Source organism: Acinetobacter oleivorans DR1, from assembly GCF_000196795.1.
In the GTDB taxonomy this organism is placed as follows: Bacteria; Pseudomonadota; Gammaproteobacteria; order Pseudomonadales; family Moraxellaceae; genus Acinetobacter; species Acinetobacter oleivorans.
This window is the reverse complement of record NC_014259.1, coordinates 1,947,078-1,962,738: the sequence shown is the minus strand read 5'-3', so window position 1 is coordinate 1,962,738 and position 15,661 is coordinate 1,947,078. Positions and strand designations below refer to the sequence as shown.

The 15,661-nt window shown below is 39.9% G+C and carries 13 protein-coding genes; 3 read left to right on the top strand and 10 right to left on the bottom strand.

Annotated elements, in window-relative coordinates; translation table 11 throughout:
- Positions 1-27: 27 nt before the first annotated feature.
- Positions 28-648 (bottom strand): TetR/AcrR family transcriptional regulator, encoded by a 621-nt coding sequence (locus AOLE_RS09225; RefSeq protein WP_013197801.1) that lies wholly within the window; start codon positions 646-648, stop codon positions 28-30.
- 166 nt (positions 649-814) lie between these two features.
- Between AOLE_RS09225 and AOLE_RS09220 the strand changes: the two genes are divergently transcribed.
- A complete protein-coding gene (locus AOLE_RS09220) occupies positions 815-2,392 on the top strand; it encodes an MFS transporter (RefSeq protein ID WP_013197800.1) in 1,578 nt (525 codons plus the stop codon).
- Positions 2,389-3,477, top strand: coding sequence for an HlyD family secretion protein (locus AOLE_RS09215; protein WP_013197799.1), 1,089 nt, complete (start codon positions 2,389-2,391; stop codon positions 3,475-3,477). The genes AOLE_RS09220 and AOLE_RS09215 overlap by 4 nt, the downstream gene beginning before the upstream one ends.
- A gap of 76 nt (positions 3,478-3,553) precedes the next feature.
- Here the strand turns inward: AOLE_RS09215 and AOLE_RS09210 are convergent, their stop codons facing one another.
- The 6 genes from AOLE_RS09210 to AOLE_RS09185 all read right to left on the bottom strand — a co-directional run bounded on the left by AOLE_RS09210 (position 3,554) and on the right by AOLE_RS09185 (position 9,997).
- Positions 3,554-4,810 carry an OprD family outer membrane porin gene (locus AOLE_RS09210; protein WP_013197798.1) on the bottom strand — a complete coding sequence of 419 codons (1,257 nt, stop codon included), beginning with the start codon at positions 4,808-4,810 and terminating at the stop codon, positions 3,554-3,556.
- Between the two features lie 78 nt (positions 4,811-4,888).
- On the bottom strand, positions 4,889-6,232 hold the full coding sequence (locus tag AOLE_RS09205) for an MFS transporter (RefSeq protein ID WP_005305569.1): 1,344 nt from the start codon (positions 6,230-6,232) through the stop codon (positions 4,889-4,891).
- A 111-nt stretch (positions 6,233-6,343) separates the two neighbouring features.
- Positions 6,344-7,045 (bottom strand): fumarylacetoacetate hydrolase family protein, encoded by a 702-nt coding sequence (locus AOLE_RS09200; RefSeq protein WP_013197797.1) that lies wholly within the window; start codon positions 7,043-7,045, stop codon positions 6,344-6,346.
- 31 nt (positions 7,046-7,076) lie between these two features.
- Positions 7,077-7,715 carry a maleylacetoacetate isomerase gene (gene maiA / locus AOLE_RS09195; RefSeq protein WP_013197796.1) on the bottom strand — a complete coding sequence of 213 codons (639 nt, stop codon included), beginning with the start codon at positions 7,713-7,715 and terminating at the stop codon, positions 7,077-7,079.
- Positions 7,712-8,932, bottom strand: coding sequence for a 3-hydroxybenzoate 6-monooxygenase (locus AOLE_RS09190; protein ID WP_013197795.1), 1,221 nt, complete (start codon positions 8,930-8,932; stop codon positions 7,712-7,714). Before AOLE_RS09190 ends, maiA begins: the two co-directional genes overlap by 4 nt.
- Before the next feature lie 27 nt (positions 8,933-8,959).
- On the bottom strand, positions 8,960-9,997 hold the full coding sequence (locus tag AOLE_RS09185) for a cupin domain-containing protein (RefSeq protein ID WP_013197794.1): 1,038 nt from the start codon (positions 9,995-9,997) through the stop codon (positions 8,960-8,962).
- Between the two features lie 154 nt (positions 9,998-10,151).
- Between AOLE_RS09185 and AOLE_RS09180 the strand changes: the two genes are divergently transcribed.
- Positions 10,152-11,045, top strand: a complete 894-nt coding sequence (locus AOLE_RS09180; protein WP_013197793.1) for a LysR family transcriptional regulator — start codon at positions 10,152-10,154, stop codon at positions 11,043-11,045.
- A gap of 98 nt (positions 11,046-11,143) precedes the next feature.
- On the opposite strand, the gene AOLE_RS09175 is transcribed toward AOLE_RS09180, so the two are convergent.
- The 3 genes from AOLE_RS09175 to AOLE_RS09165 form a co-directional block, all read right to left on the bottom strand.
- A complete protein-coding gene (locus AOLE_RS09175) occupies positions 11,144-12,535 on the bottom strand; it encodes an amino acid permease (protein WP_013197792.1) in 1,392 nt (463 codons plus the stop codon).
- 108 nt (positions 12,536-12,643) lie between these two features.
- Positions 12,644-14,209 (bottom strand): CoA-acylating methylmalonate-semialdehyde dehydrogenase, encoded by a 1,566-nt coding sequence (locus AOLE_RS09170; protein ID WP_013197791.1) that lies wholly within the window; start codon positions 14,207-14,209, stop codon positions 12,644-12,646.
- 54 nt (positions 14,210-14,263) lie between these two features.
- Entirely contained in the window at positions 14,264-15,646 is a 1,383-nt protein-coding gene (locus tag AOLE_RS09165) for an aspartate aminotransferase family protein (protein ID WP_081399144.1), read from the bottom strand.
- Positions 15,647-15,661 lie beyond the last annotated feature (15 nt).

Here is a 15,661-nt window from a genome sequence, read left to right as displayed (position 1 = left end):
CTTATAGATAGAATAAAATTTCCTAAATTAACTTGGCTTGTAATTGATATTTTTCATAAATAGATCAACAGCATATTCAACCCAAGTACTAATTTCACTATCAGAAATTGCATAATTAGGATGTGTCAGACACTTTAGATGGGCATCACTTCGTAATAATGCCAAGAAGATATTTGCTGCTATATCAGCAGAAGAATTTAACTCAATCTCATTATTTTTTTGAGATTTTTCAAGATAACCCGCAATAATATTTGCAAGCTTTTGTGGACCTACTTCAAAGAATTTTTCAGATAACTCTGGAAATCTAACTGCTTCTGCAATACAAACTCTAAAAAATGCCAATCCTGAATGCGACAATATAAAACACAGGTAAGTTTTCCCAATCTCGGTTAAAGCTGAGCGTAAATTTTCAGCTTTTGTCTCGACTAAAATAATTTGCTCTTGCATGTTCCTGCATTGACGTTCAATCACCGCAGCGAACATCGCTTCTTTATTTTTATAGCACCCATACATCGTTGCTTTTGAAACACCCGCTTCCTTTTGAATCATGTCTGTCGTTGTTCCACTAAAACCGTGAATCAAAAAAAACTTGGTTGCTGCATCCAGAATTTTTTGATCTTTTTCATTAGCTTTAGTTGAAACTGACATATTGACCTTATAAAAATTTTAGCGATTTCATTCTAAGTGTAACTCATCGAAAAGTTCAAAATCGAGAATTGACGGAAATTTAATTAGAGAGTAGAGTACCGATCGGTACAGTACAGTAAATATCTACTCCTTGCAATGAATGGATGTTTAAGATTTAAGGTAAAAAATGAATACAAAGCCACTCATCGGTTTAGCAGGTGCAATATTTGCTGCAATGACTGTTGAATTTAACAACCGAATCACCAGCATTACCTTAGTCGACATTCGTGGCGCGATGGGAATTAGTGTTGACTCTGGCTATTGGGTCAACAGTATTTACGCGAGTGCCATGATTATTGGCATGATTCTGTCTACCAGTTGGGCAGTCATTTTTTCTATGCGCAGAGTTCTGCTTTTTGCTATAGGACTTTGCCTCTTTTCTAGCGTTTTAATTCCTTTTAGTCCAAATATCGAAATCTTTTACTTATTGCGAGGCTTACAAGGTCTTGCCAATGGTCTAACCATTCCTTTGCTCATGGCCTGTGCGCTTAGATTTTTAGGACCTGACATTCGGCTATGGGGTCTCGCCTGCTACGCATTAACTGCAACATTCTTTCCTAACCTAAGTGCTGCACTCTCTGCTTTTTATTTAGATGTGATTGGCTGGAAAATGATATTTTTCCAAACCATTCCTTTTTGTGCGCTAAGTGCTGCACTAGTGTATTTTGGTATTCCCCAAGATCCATTGAATTATTCAAGAATAAAAACTTACGATTGGATGGGTGCCATTTTAGCGATTATTAGCTTAGCCAGCCTGAGCACCATGTTGTTGCATGGCAACCATTTAGACTGGTTCCATTCTCAATTAATTTGTGTATTAGCCTTAATTAGTGCAATTACTTTACCTTGGTTTTTCATACATGAATGGCGTTATCCGTCACCACTCATTAAACCGCAAATGCTCGAAATCAGAAATTTTGCTTATGCTGTTTTCGCACTCTTTTGCTTTGTCATTATTGGTATGTCAACCAGCACATTACCACTCAATTACTTAAGTGCAGTGCATGGCTATAAACCCACTCAGACCATGTGGATTGGCTTACAAATTGCGGCATTGCAATTTATCTATATTCCTATTGTTGTGAAGCTTTTAAATCAAGCTTGGGTGGATAGCCGATATGTGCATGGGTTTGGTTTACTTCTGGTCATTGCGGGTTGCCTAGGTGCAAGTCAACTTGATACCACATGGAATCAAGATCAATTTTATTTTTGGCATGCAATCTCATGTTTGGGACAAACCTGTGTCGTGCTCTCGCTCTTAATGATGGGAACAAACAGCGTTCACCCAACCATGGCAATTTATGCATCACCAATGATTAATACTCCGCGTGCGATTAGCGGTGTACTGGGTGTATGTATTTTGGATTGGATCAATCGAGTGCGCGGTGAATACCATTCAACACGGCTGATTGAAAACACCGCCCAACATGTTTTCCAAAATATTCAAGGTCCTGTCATTAATCCACTTACTCCACCTGTGCTCACCGCAAATGGTGCAGATCGTGTTTCAGGTGGTTTATCTGCCCTAAATTCTGCGATTCAAGCGCAACAATCTGTTTTAGTTATTAGCGATCAATATCTCATCTTAGCTGGCCTTACCGCTATTTTGTTCATCGTGATGTTGATTTTGCCAGTTCGAACTTATCCGCCACGTATTGCTCTCATTAAGTTAATGAATAGTCATAACTCAGGAAAATCTTTATGAGTACTCTAGAAGCCCAAGATCACTCTGCGACCGAGTCAGCCAAATTAACAAAGGTGCAATATCTCAAAAAGCATTGGGTTATGGTTATTGCGTTCATTATTGTTTTAGCCTCTATTTTATGGGTTTTAAAACTTATATTTTTACCATCTTCGACTATTGAAACAGACGATGCACGTGTAGATGTAGAGTACTCAACAATTGCCCCTAAAGTCTCTGGAAATATCGAAGAAATTTATATTAAAGATCATCAGACCGTAAAAAAAGGCCAGCTTTTGGCACGGATTGATGCAAGAGATTATGAAGCTGCTTTAGCTGAAGCAGAATCTAATTATGCTAAAGCTGAAGCTGATTTAAATGAAGCAAAGCTAGCAGTAGAAAGACAACCGACTGTTATTCGAGAAACAGAGGCTCAGCTTAGAAAAGTAGAAGCTGGGATTAAACTCACAAAAGATAATACAGCGCGTTATGAGCAACTACAGGCACTTGGTGCTGAGTCTAGATTAATTACACAACAGTCAAAAACTACATTGACTGAGCAATATGCTGACTTAGACAGCAGTAAAGAAAAAGTTACCGATGCACAGTATCAACTCAACCAATATAAAATTCAGGTTCAAGCCAAACAAGCTGCTCTTAAACAAGCCCAAGCCGCACTTGATAAAGCAAAACTGAATCTGAGCTATACAGAAGTTCGAGCGCCTATTGATGGCATGATTGGACAAAAGTCTGCAAATGTGGGCAACTTTGTAGGTGCAGGTAATCCACTCATGGTGGTTGTACCTTTAGATCAAGTCTATGTAGAAGCAAACTTCCGTGAAATTGAGCTAAAACAAATTAAAATTGGTCAGCCTGTCACTGTATATGTCGATGCTTATAATGTTGAATTAAAAGGTGTAGTAGACAGCTTCTCTCCATCTACTGGCGCATTTTTCTCTCCGATCTCGGCGACCAATGCGACAGGTAACTTTACCAAGATTGTTCAGCGTTTACCTTTACGAATCAAGCTTATTGAAAATCAAAAAGATATTAAGTTGTTGCGCCCAGGTCTATCTGTTGTAGTTTCTGTAGATACCAATAAAAAGTAAATTTGAGGTTGTGACGTAATTAAAAAAAAGAGACCATTGAATGGTCTCTTTTTAAATGATGAGTTTTAAAAAGTCTTTAAAACTTTTTGGTATAGTTTACAAACAAGCGGTCTTCACCAAAGTCATTGCCGTGTTTTACGTTGTAATCAATCCGAATATATTGCAGGGCAACGCCTTTTAAGAAAGGCTGCTGAAATGCATAGTTCAGAATGACATTGGACTCGGTTTCGTGGTTTTTCTCACCATTGGCTGCTTTAAAATCATTTCCGTAAACATATTTCACCATTGCATTTAAGCCTGGTACATAATCTTTAAAGTCATAGCCATACATGACATGATAAGACTTTTCATCTTTTTTAAAGAATCCGGTGGCGTTCCAGTTAATGAAATAGGTTTCTGGTAAGAAACCATCTGGTAAAGGGTATGCCGATTCACCGATAATTTGTTGGTAACCCAAACCAAAGGTATGGTTTTTTACTTTAACTGTTTCTAGTACTCCAATGTTTTGCGCATCGATATCAAAAGTATTGCCGTCATTTTTTACATTGAAGTACTTAAACTTAGAAGTAAGCGCAAAGTTAGGTTGTTTCCAATTATGCTCAAGACCAACATAGTGTTTGTTGTAGAGATCTTCTAAATTACCGAAGTAATATTCACCCTTTAAAGACGGCGTGAATTGATAGCGTAGGTCAATGTAGTTCAAACCATCAGATTCTTTAGTAACTCCATTTGATGTGAAAGAAAACTTTTTAAAGTCTTCTTCATTGCGTGGTGACACTTTTTCAACTCGGCCAATTTCGGCATAGAGCTGATCTGAAAGTTGCGACCTAAGATTGGTTCCCCAATAAGAAGCAAGTAATTGTCGGCTGGCATCGACAGCCGTTACAGGTAAATCTAACCAGAGTTCACCGACGCTTAAAAGGGTTTTGTCGTAGCCCAGTTTTAAAGTGGCGCCGTATTTTAAAAAGTCAGATGCTTGAGATTGTGTTTCCTTATTAAAAGGCAAAACCGTGTCCGCAACATGTTTATCTGAACTCAAGCGAACGGCGTATTGGACAGAAGCATCTGTACCAATCGTAATGGGTTTGTCTGCAATTTGCAGTGTAGTGTCATGCATTTTCGATTTATAAAATAGCGATGCTGCCTGAGACCAGCTACCCGTATCTTTGAGTGCATCATTATCAAAATTACGGTTGATATAGGCATTTTTTAAAGTGAATTTCCATTCATCTTCGCTTTGTTGAGTAGTATCTGCTGCCCACAACATTGAATGACCACTACAGATAAATAAAAGAGTAGAAAACTTTAAATATGGTGTTTTTAAATATTTCATGAAACAAATCATCCTTTAATTATTGTCTGCGCCATCCTTTGGCGCAGACATATATTTGTTCAGTGGAATCGCCTTATCTCAATTCGAAGCGACTAAAACTTGAGACCGATTTTTCTTTAAACGTTTAATGAGTAACAACGAAACCGCGGCACAAAATGCAGGTATCGCTAAAATGCTTAAAATTTCAAAACTGGAGAGATTTAATGACATTAACCAGCCACCCATAATTGATCCCACAATCGACCCTGAGCGCCCTACTGCATTGGCCCAACTAACCCCTGTTGCTCGGCAATGTGTTGGATAAAAACTAGATGCAAAAGCGTTTGCTCCCACTTGCGAACCACTAATTCCTGCACCTACCCCAAACATGGCAAACATCAATAAAGCCGTATTTGCCTGTTCAATTCCAAACCCTAAACAAATCAGGAAAAAACCACCAAAAACATAAGCCGTACTTAAAATTTTGGTTGCATCCATCTTATCCATCAGTAAGCCCAAGACAATGGCACCAATGGTTCCACCTATTTGGAAAATTGAAGTCAGCCATGACGCGTTGGATAAATTAAAGCCCTCATTGGTCAATAAAGTAGGCATCCAACTTGAAATCATATAAATAATGAGAAGGCTCATAAAAAAGGTAAACCAAATCAAAAAAGTGCCCAAAGCAAAGCCTTTATTAAACAAATCCTTCAAACTTGATTTTTCGACTTCATTGACTGTTGGAACCAACGTAGGAGTGCTATTTAAATGCGGTGCGATACGGTGAATAATCTTTTCAATTTTTTCGGTACCCTTCTTTTTAAGCACTAAAAATCGAATAGATTCAGGTAATAAAAAATATAAGAAAGGTACAGTCGCTAAAGGTAATACTCCCCCAATGAGCAAAATACCGTGCCAGCCAATATGAGGAAGTAGCTGAGCCGAAAAAATACCACCAAGAGCGGAACCCACAGTAAAGCCACAGAACATCATGGTCACTAAATTAGAGCGACGAGATGTAGGCGCATATTCAGAGGTTAAAGTAATTGCATTGGGTAAAGCCCCTCCTAGACCCAAACCAGTGAGAAATCTCCAAATAATCAGTGTTTGTAAATCTGCTGAAAAAGAGGCAAAAACACTGGCAATTCCAAACATAATGACCGACCCAATCAAAATCGGTTTACGGCCTAATTTATCGGATAAAGGTCCGAAAATGAGTGCACCAGCCATCAGTCCAAATAAGCCAGCGCCAAATAAAGGCGCCAAATCGGTTGCTTGCAACCCCCATTCTGCCTTTAAAGCAGGTGCAATAAATCCAACTGCTGCGGTATCAAACCCATCAATCGCAACAATCAAAAAACACAACCACATGATTAATTTTTGCAAAGACGATAGCGGTATTTCATCAATGAAACTTTGTACGTCTATAGAATTTTGAGACATGAGAGCTCCTTTCGCCAATACATTGGCGTATATGCAATCCTTAGCAAAGGTGCCCAACTGTATTTTTTATTTAGGTTGAGCACCTATTTCAATAAATCAGATCAATTTGATTTATTTGACATTCACCGTAATTCCAGTCAGCCCGGTAATGTCTGCACGCATAACATCACCTTTCACTACAGCACCCACGCCTTCTGGAGTTCCTGTAAAAATCAAATCACCTGCTTTTAATTCAAATAACGTAGATAAATTGGCAATCGTTTCGGCCACAGACCAAATTAGGTGACTGACATCGCTGTGCTGTTCAGTTTTACCATTTACCGTTAAATGAATATCGGCATTATTGATTTCACCCGTTTGAGTAATCGGATGAATTGGGCCAACTGGTGCAGAAAAATCAAAAGCTTTACCGATTTCCCATGGACGACCTTTTTCACGCATTGCCATCTGTAAGTCACGACGGGTCATATCTAAACCGACGGCATAGCCATAGATATAGTTCGCTGCATCCTCAACCGATACATTTTTGGCATCTTTACCAATTGCAACAACCAACTCAATTTCATAATGAAAATTTGAAGTTTCAGATGGATATGGAATATCAACCGCATCTGTATTTACCGGAACAACCGATTCAAGGTCATTTGGCTTACAAAAGAAAAATGGTGGTTCACGGTCTGGGTCAAAACCCATTTCACGTGCATGAGCAGCATAATTACGGCCGACACAATACACACGGCGTACTGGAAATTTATGCTCTGAGCCGTGAATAAATAGACCCGCAGTGGTCATTGGTTCAAAAATAAATGACATGTTAAATTCCTTCTATTAAGTTAATCACGACTCAAAATGCATCGGCCTGCTGTTCAGGTGCTGCTTTTTGAAATGCTTCTAAGGTCATGCAATGTTGGTAAATTTCATTAATGTTTGGATAAGCCGATAAATCGACTTTAAAACGCTCGGCAGAAACGACTTGTGGAACTAAATAGGCATCTGCAATAGTAGGTTGATTGCCATAGCAAAACTTTTCGCGACTCTGGTCTTGTTCCAAAATATGCTCTAAAGCTGCAAATCCATCCTGAATCCACTTGGCACACCATGCATTGATTTGTGCCTCATCCAGCCCTAAGTTCTGGCGTAAATATTCAAGAACACGTTTGTTATTTAAGGGGTGAACATCGCATCCAACTAATGCAGCAATAGCACGGACTTTTTCACGACCCAATGCATCTGTAGGCAATAAAGCTGGTTCGGGATATTGTTCTTCTAGCCATTCGATAATGGCTGGACTTTGCAACAAGTTTCCTGATTCAGTTTCAATTACTGGTACAAACCCTTGCGGATTTAAAGCTTTAAAAGCAGCTTGATGGTGTTCATTTTTAGCGAGCGAGATATAAGTTGCTTCGTAAGCCAAACCCTTTAGGTTCAACACAATGCGAGTTCGATGCGATGTACCGCTACGGAAAAAGCTATAGAGTTTCATGCTACATTTCCTTGATAATTTTTCACTGCATCAAGGCAGTTATTGACATTCCAGCCATATAACCATTCCATTGCATCATAAAAACGTTCAGTAGGACGTCCACGCCACAAATCGTTTCGAACCAAGCGTTGTACACCTTTAGCATGGTAAATTTTGCCCATTTCACGTGAAGACAAAACAATACGTGCTGTACGTGCCACACGTGCTTTTTGGTAAATATCAAAAGCTTTTAAAATGTCATGGTCAGTAACACGTAATGCTTCACCTAAAGTTACGGCGTCTTCCATCGCCATACATGCACCTTGCGCCATATATTGCGTGGTTGGATGTGCTGCATCGCCAAGTAATGTCACACGGCCAAAAGTCCATGTTTCAATCGGTTCACGGTCTGCAGTTGCCCAGCGGCGCCAACTTTTAGGTAACTCAATCAATTGACGAGCTTTCGGGCAAATTCCTTGAAAATAAGACAGCACTTCTTCTTTAGAGCCGTCGGTTACACCCCACTGTTCTTGCTCACGACTATGGAACGTCACCACAACGTTATATTCCTTTCCGCCGCGTAGTGGATAATGCACAAGGTGACAATTTGGTCCGACCCAAATACTGGCTGCATTCCATTTCAAGTCTTCAGGAAACTCGCTTTCAGGTACAACAGCACGGTAAACCACATGACCTGTAACTAATGCAGGGTCACCCACATAGGTATCACGCACAACGGATTTAACCCCGTCAGCACCAATAAGTGCCTGACCATGATATTGCTTACCATGTTGATCGGTAATCGTTACGCCAGCATCATCTTGGTCAACTTTTTGAATATGACAATTAGTGATAATTTCCAAGTTGCCGTATTGTTTAGCACCTTCGACCAATGAACCATGAATATCGGCACGGTGAATCACCGCATATGGGTTACCGAAACGTTCACGGAATTTTTCATCGGTTGGAATTTTGCCAACCTGATATTCATCAATCGCATCATGCATAACCATATAGTCGGTATAGACTGCTTTACTGCGAGCAATCTCACCAATTCCTAGCGCATCAAAGGCATGAAATGCATTCGGCCCTAGTTGAATACCTGCACCGATCTCACCAATTTCAGGTGCTTGTTCAAAAACCTGTACCTTAAAACCTTGTTTTGCCAAAGCGAGTGCAGCTGCAAACCCACCAATGCCGCCACCAGCAATTAATATCGGTTGTTGAGTATTTGACATGATTTATATCCTTATAAAATATTCTATTTACTGGCGCTCACGCACAGAGTACAAACCCAGTTTCCGTTGTAAGGGCGCTTCATCTGCAATAAACAAATAGCATGGTTGATCAGAGGTATTGATTAAATCAATATGAGAAAAACATGGCGCACATGCCGTATCAGCATTATTTAAATTGAAATCTTTCTGATCAATTTTGACTTGGAGCTGACCATCAATCACATGAAAAATTTGGGCAGTAGAGCGCGGTTGGAGCTGTAACGTTTCATTTGGTCTGAGCATTAAAGCGGAGTAACCAATAATATTTTGACAGTCATCGCCGGTTTCAGGATTGATGTAAGTCACCTGAATTGGTGCTTGATGATTTTCATCATCTGCAAGTGCATGCAAAACTTTTTTGGTTTCTTTCCAAGAGTAACGCATGATCGGATACGAGGCATTTTCACGGGTAAAATGTGCTGTTGGTACGATGCCCGTTCCATAATGATGAGCATTTCCGGCACTGGTCACTTTTTGGATTTCACCCGGTTGTACATAAGAAGCTTCCATGTAATAAACCAAAGGTAAATCCAGTACATCTAACCAGATCACAGGCTCATCGCCATCATGTCCATGTTCATGCCACAGCCCTGATGGTGTAAGGATTAAATCCCCATGCTCCATCATGCATTTTTGACCTTCAACCGTCGTATATGCACCTTCACCCTCAACAATCAGACGTACTGCATTTGGGGTATGTCGATGTGATGGTGCCCACTCTTTTGGCAACAAAAGCTGCATGCCAAGATACATGACCGAACTGGCTTTCATATTTTCCAGACCATGTCCGGGATTTGCTAAAACCAATACACGGCGTTCAGCTTTTTCAATTGGTGTTAACTCACCTGCTTCGAGCAATAAAGGTTTAATATTCTGAAAATACCAAGCGGTTGCTACGGTCTGCGGCATCGGTTTATGCGGAGGTAATACATTGCGTAAACTTGGCCATAAAGGGACTAAATTTGATTCTTCAAGTTGACCAAGATAACGTTTCGGTAAGTCATCTAGCGTTGCTAACTGTTCCATTTCAGATCCTCTATTTAAGGCCAATTGGTACAAGAATGCTTTGTACTTTTACGACCTATTCTTCCTTGATCATCAATGTAACAATCGAAAATTGTTGAATCCATGCACAAAAAGCAATAGTCTGTATTGATAAAATCAATACAAGGAAATTAAAGTGTTTGATCTTGATACTCGGCTTTTACAAATTTTCTTTGAAATTTATAAACATAGCAGTGTGTCTAAAGCTGCCGAACAGCTAGAAATTGGACAACCAACTTTAAGTATTGCGTTAAATAAATTACGTGAGCATTTTCAGGACCCACTTTTTGTCCGTATTGAAAATAAGATGCAACCTACTGAGTTATCTAAACAAATATATCCGCTGGTTGTAGAAATTCTGAACCGACTAAAACTGGTTCAAAACTACAATATTGAATTTGATCCTCAGACTTCAAATTATCAATTTAAAATTAGCATGACTGATATTAGTCATCTGGTTTTATTACCTAAACTGATCAATTATTTACGTGCCCATGCGCCTAATATTCGCTTAGAAATTGTCCCTATTGATGCCAATACACCAGTCATGATGTCAAATGGAGACATTGATTTAGCCATTGGTTTTTTGCCTCAGCTTGAAGCAGGTTTTTATCAGCAAACACTTTTCCAGCAACGTTATATTTGTATTGCCAGTAAAGAACACCCGAGGCTTACAGGCACAACGCTTTCAGACCAAGAGTTTCGCCAAGAGCTACATGTCGATATTTTTGCAACGGGTGGACACTACGTGCTGGAGCATGAGTTACAAAAACTGGGAGTAAACCGAAATATTCTGGTTCGTTTGCCAAGCTATTTAGGGGTTGGCTTGGTTGTTCAAGACACAGACGCGATTGCGACTATTCCTCATTATTTAAGTCAGGTGCTTTTAGTCAGAGGTGGTTTAAAAGTTTTAGAACCGCCTTATCATTTTCCGACTTATAGCGTAAAGCAGCATTGGCATGCACGAGTTCACCAAACACCAAGCAACCAATGGTTAAGAAGAGTATGTTTTGAACTTTTTTCTGAATAGAAAATTTAACAGACACTATTGAAATCTAATAAAACAAAAAGACTTTGCATAGATGAATAAAATTTCACTACACAAAGTCTTTATAAACTCTTTTTTAATTAGTCTAAATTCATGGCAACCGATCTGGTTGCTTTACGCTTTCGCGTGACAAACAACCCGCAAATGACCACCAATAAAGTTACGCCTAAAGATAAAGTAGTTTCATAACTATAGGTAGGTGATAAGAACATATAACCTAAAACAGTCATAATCACTAAAATTACAAACCACGTTAACCAAGGGAACAACCACATTTTAAAAGATATAGCTGCGCCCTCTTTTTCCAATTTATGTCTTAACCGTAATTGTGAAAATGCAATTACAAGATAAACCAGTAATGCGATTGAACCTGTGGTGGATAGCAAGAATCCAAAGACTTGGCCTGGAAACATATAGTTCACGGCACAGCAAATCACGCCAACCAAAGTCGATAAAAATACGGCTGAAGTCGGTACACCTGCTCTATTAATCTTTGTTACAATACTCGGTGCTTCATGGCGTGTACCTAAGGCAAATAACATTCGAGACGAGGTATAAACTGCGGCATTCATACAGCTTGCAACCGCAATAAAAACGACAGCGTCCATAATCAATTTAGTTTCAGGTACATTTAAACTCATTAATACAAACTGGAAGGTACCGAATTTTTGTAAGTCTGGGGAACGCCAATCGACCAAGGCAACAGCAAGAAAAATTGAAACAACAAAGAATAAAATAATTCGATAAAGTACTAAATTCGTTGCACGTTTAATTTTTTCTTCTGGATTTTTAGATTCTGCCGCTGCAATAGAAAGAATTTCTATTCCAAAAAATGAAAATGCTGAGATTAAAATTGCTGACAAAACACCGCCCATTCCGTGTGGCATAAAACCACCATTTGAAAATAGGTTACCAACACCACTCACATTTGTTGCTAAAGGCCACATTCCAAAGACAGCCATTGCTCCAATGATAATAAACACTACAATCGCAATGACTTTAATGAGTGCAAACCAAAACTCAAATTCACCAAAGCTTTTGGTACTAAAAAAATTAGCTAGACTGAGTAAAATAATAAAGGCAAATGCATAAACGGCACTAGAAATTTGCGGGAACCATGAGTGTAAAATTTCAGCTCCAGCAATGGCTTCGATTGGAATCACCAACACCCAAAACCACCAATATAACCATCCAATGGTAAACCCAGCCCAAGGGCCAATGGCTTTACGGGCATATGTAGAAAATGAACCTGTGTCAGGTTGCGCGACCGCCATTTCACCCAGCATGCGCATGACCAGAAAAACTAAAATACTTGTAATTATATAAGCGAGTACGGCAGCAGGCCCTGCTTTTGCAATTGCCGCAGAAGAACCTACAAATAAACCTGCACCAATAACGCCACCAATACTAATCATGGTGACATGTCGATTAGAAAGTCCTTCACTTAATTTTATTGTTTTATCATTGTTCATATTCGATTCCTTCAAATTGACAAACTGATTTTAAAACCGTCTTAAAAATGTACTTCTCCAACTTGTACGAAACAAAAAAGGGAAAATCAGAGTTTTCCCTTTTATTGATTAATTTAATGTAGGCATCGCAAATTGTTTAGCTTCACGAAGCTGAGTTGAAGGCCAACGTTGGGTAATGGTTTTACGGCGTGTATAAAAACGCACACCATCTGGACCATATGCATATAAATCACCGAACAATGAACGCTTCCAACCACCAAAGCTATGATACGCAACTGGTACAGGTAATGGCACATTAACCCCAACCATACCAACTTGAATATTGCTCGTAAAATAACGAGCAGCCTCACCATCACGAGTGTAAATACATGTTCCATTACCATATTCATGGTCGTTAATCAGTTGCATTGCATCTTGCATGGTTTGTACACGAATGACCTGTAAAACAGGACCAAATATTTCTTGCTGGTAACTTGTCATGTCTGGCGAAACTTGGTCAATTAAAGTCGGCCCAACAAAAAAACCGTTTTCATAACCTGTCGGTTTTGCATCACGACCATCCACAACAATTTTAGCACCTTGTTGCTCTGCACTTTGAATAAAAGCTTGCACTTTGTCTTTATGTGCTTGCGTAATGAGCGGTCCGAAGTCATTACGCTCATCTGCATAGTGTCCAAACTTCAATTGTTTCATTTCTTGTTTTAGTTTTTCAATCACAACATCGGCCACTTCATCGCCAATAGCAACTGCGACTGATAACGCCATACAACGTTCGCCAGATGAGCCAAATGCAGCACCTAACAAAGATGTCACGACGTTATCAATATCGGCATCAGGCATAATAATCGCATGATTTTTTGCTCCGCCTAAAGCTTGGCAGCGCTTACCACTCGCCGTTGCCGTACGGTATATGTACTCTGCAATAGGCGTTGAACCGACAAAACTAACCGCTTGAATTTTAGGATGATGTAGCAACGTATCAACTGCTTCTTTATCGCCATTTACAACGCTAAAAACACCATCAGGCAATCCCGCCTGTTTTAGAAGCTCCGCTAAAAATAAAGCGGCAGAAGGCGCTTTTTCCGAAGGTTTTAAAATAAAACAATTACCGCAAACAATTGCCATCGGGAACATCCACAACGGAACCATTGCAGGAAAGTTAAAAGGCGTAATACCTGCAACCACACCTAACGGTTGGAACTCACTCCACGAATCAATATCTGGACCCACATTTTTTGAATATTCACCTTTTAAAAACTCAGGCGCACCACATGCATACTCAACATTTTCAATCCCACGTTGTAATTCACCTTTGGCATCATGGCAAATTTTTCCGTGTTCTTCTCCAATGAGTTGGCAAAGCTTGTCAGCATTTTCTTCGAGTAATTGCTTAAATTTAAACATCACACGCGCACGTTTAATCACTGGTGTATCACGCCATGCTGGAAAAGCCTGCTCTGCAATTTGAACCACTTGATTGACCAACTCTGTATCTGCAAGTGCAACTTCTTTTGTACTCTCACCTGTCGCTGGGTTATAAACAGGTTGTTTCTTGGTATTTTTAGTGACAAGTCCACCATCAATAAAATGCCCTACTACTTTAATGGTTTGTTGGCTCTGATTTGTGTCTGTGTGAGCGCCAGTGTTGCTGTCAAAATTCTCTAAAGTGTTCATCTTTATTCCTTGTGTCTATTCATCTTGTCCAATTAAGTTCTAAGTCGACCAGTGTTATTTCACTTGATAAATTGCCTCACCCACGGCATTCATGAGTCGTTGCAACTCAGCTTCAGTGCTATTAAACATTGGACCAAACTGAAGCGTATCTCCGCCAAAACGGACGTAAAAACCCGCTTTCCAAAGTTGCATACCAATTTCAAAACCACGAATCGTCGCATCGCCGTCACGGGGTGCCAATTGCACAGCGCCAATCAGCCCGCAGTTGCGTATATCAATAATGTTTGGAGCGCCTTTTAATTCATGTAAAAGTTTTTCAAAGCTTGGAGCTAAATCAGCCGATTGATGAATTAAATTTTTCCTCTCTAAAACATCGAGTGTTGCTAAAGCCGCCGCACAGGCAACAGGATGCGCCGAATAGGTATAGCCATGGGTAAACTCAACCGCATGTTCAGGTAAATCTTGCTGCATAAAGGCATCATAAATTTCATGGCTTGCCACCACGCCACCCAGTGGAATAGCACCGTTGGTAATTTGTTTGGCAAAATTTAAAATATCTGGCGTAACGTCAAAATATTCTGAAGCCGTCCATTTCCCCATCCGCCCAAAACCAGTAATGACTTCGTCAAAAATAAGTAAGATATCGTGTTGATCACAGATTTCTCTTAAACGTTTTAAATAACCAGTCGGCGGCACAATGCATCCTGCCGAACCAGAAACTGGCTCCACAATGACTGCGGCGATATTCGAAGCATCATGTAGCTCAATTAACTTAAGCATTTCATTGGCAAGCTCTACGCCACCAGTTTCAGCACAGCCTTTAGTAAAACTTAAATTGGGTTGTAAGGTATGCGGTAAGTGGTCTACATCCATAAGCTGACCAAACATTTTTCGGTTACCACCGATACCACCAAGACTTGTCCCCGCAACGTTTACACCATGATAGCCACGGGCACGACCAATCAATTTAGTCTTGCTTGGTTTACCTTTAATGCGCCAATAGGCACGCGCCATTTTAATTGCGGTGTCGGCAGACTCTGAACCTGAGTCAGTAAAAAATACATGCTGCAATTTTTCAGGCATAAGCTGAATAATTCGTTCAGCCAATTGAAACGACAATGGATGACCAAACTGAAATGCCGGTGAATAATCCAGCTTTGCCAACTGAGTACTTACAGCTTGCTGAATTTCAGGAAGCGTATGCCCAGCACCACAAGTCCAAAGGCCCGACAAAGAGTCGTAGACTTCGCGGCCTGCGCTATCAATTAAATAAGACCCTTTAGCACCGACAATCATGCGCGGATCTTTATGGAAATTACGATTTGCGGAAAATGGCATCCAATGCGCTTGATAATTTAAGCTCATCTGAGCATTTGATTGAACGGTTTCCGATGCTGCGTCGTCATCAGTTAATTTGTCGATATCAAACATAATCACTCTTCTTGTTTTGAG

Excerpts from the sequence above, each read along its gene's own strand:
- AOLE_RS09225 (WP_013197801.1), bottom strand. The coding sequence starts at position 648 with ATGTCAGTTTCAACTAAAGCTAATGAAAAAGATCAAAAAATTCTGGAT.
- AOLE_RS09220 (WP_013197800.1), top strand. The coding sequence starts at position 815 with ATGAATACAAAGCCACTCATCGGTTTAGCAGGTGCAATATTTGCTGCA.
- AOLE_RS09215 (WP_013197799.1), top strand. The coding sequence starts at position 2,389 with ATGAGTACTCTAGAAGCCCAAGATCACTCTGCGACCGAGTCAGCCAAA.
- AOLE_RS09210 (WP_013197798.1), bottom strand. The coding sequence starts at position 4,810 with ATGAAATATTTAAAAACACCATATTTAAAGTTTTCTACTCTTTTATTT.
- AOLE_RS09205 (WP_005305569.1), bottom strand. The coding sequence starts at position 6,232 with ATGTCTCAAAATTCTATAGACGTACAAAGTTTCATTGATGAAATACCG.
- AOLE_RS09200 (WP_013197797.1), bottom strand. The coding sequence starts at position 7,045 with ATGTCATTTATTTTTGAACCAATGACCACTGCGGGTCTATTTATTCAC.
- maiA (WP_013197796.1), bottom strand. The coding sequence starts at position 7,715 with ATGAAACTCTATAGCTTTTTCCGTAGCGGTACATCGCATCGAACTCGC.
- AOLE_RS09190 (WP_013197795.1), bottom strand. The coding sequence starts at position 8,932 with ATGTCAAATACTCAACAACCGATATTAATTGCTGGTGGCGGCATTGGT.
- AOLE_RS09185 (WP_013197794.1), bottom strand. The coding sequence starts at position 9,997 with ATGGAACAGTTAGCAACGCTAGATGACTTACCGAAACGTTATCTTGGT.
- AOLE_RS09175 (WP_013197792.1), bottom strand. The coding sequence starts at position 12,535 with ATGAACAATGATAAAACAATAAAATTAAGTGAAGGACTTTCTAATCGA.
- AOLE_RS09170 (WP_013197791.1), bottom strand. The coding sequence starts at position 14,209 with ATGAACACTTTAGAGAATTTTGACAGCAACACTGGCGCTCACACAGAC.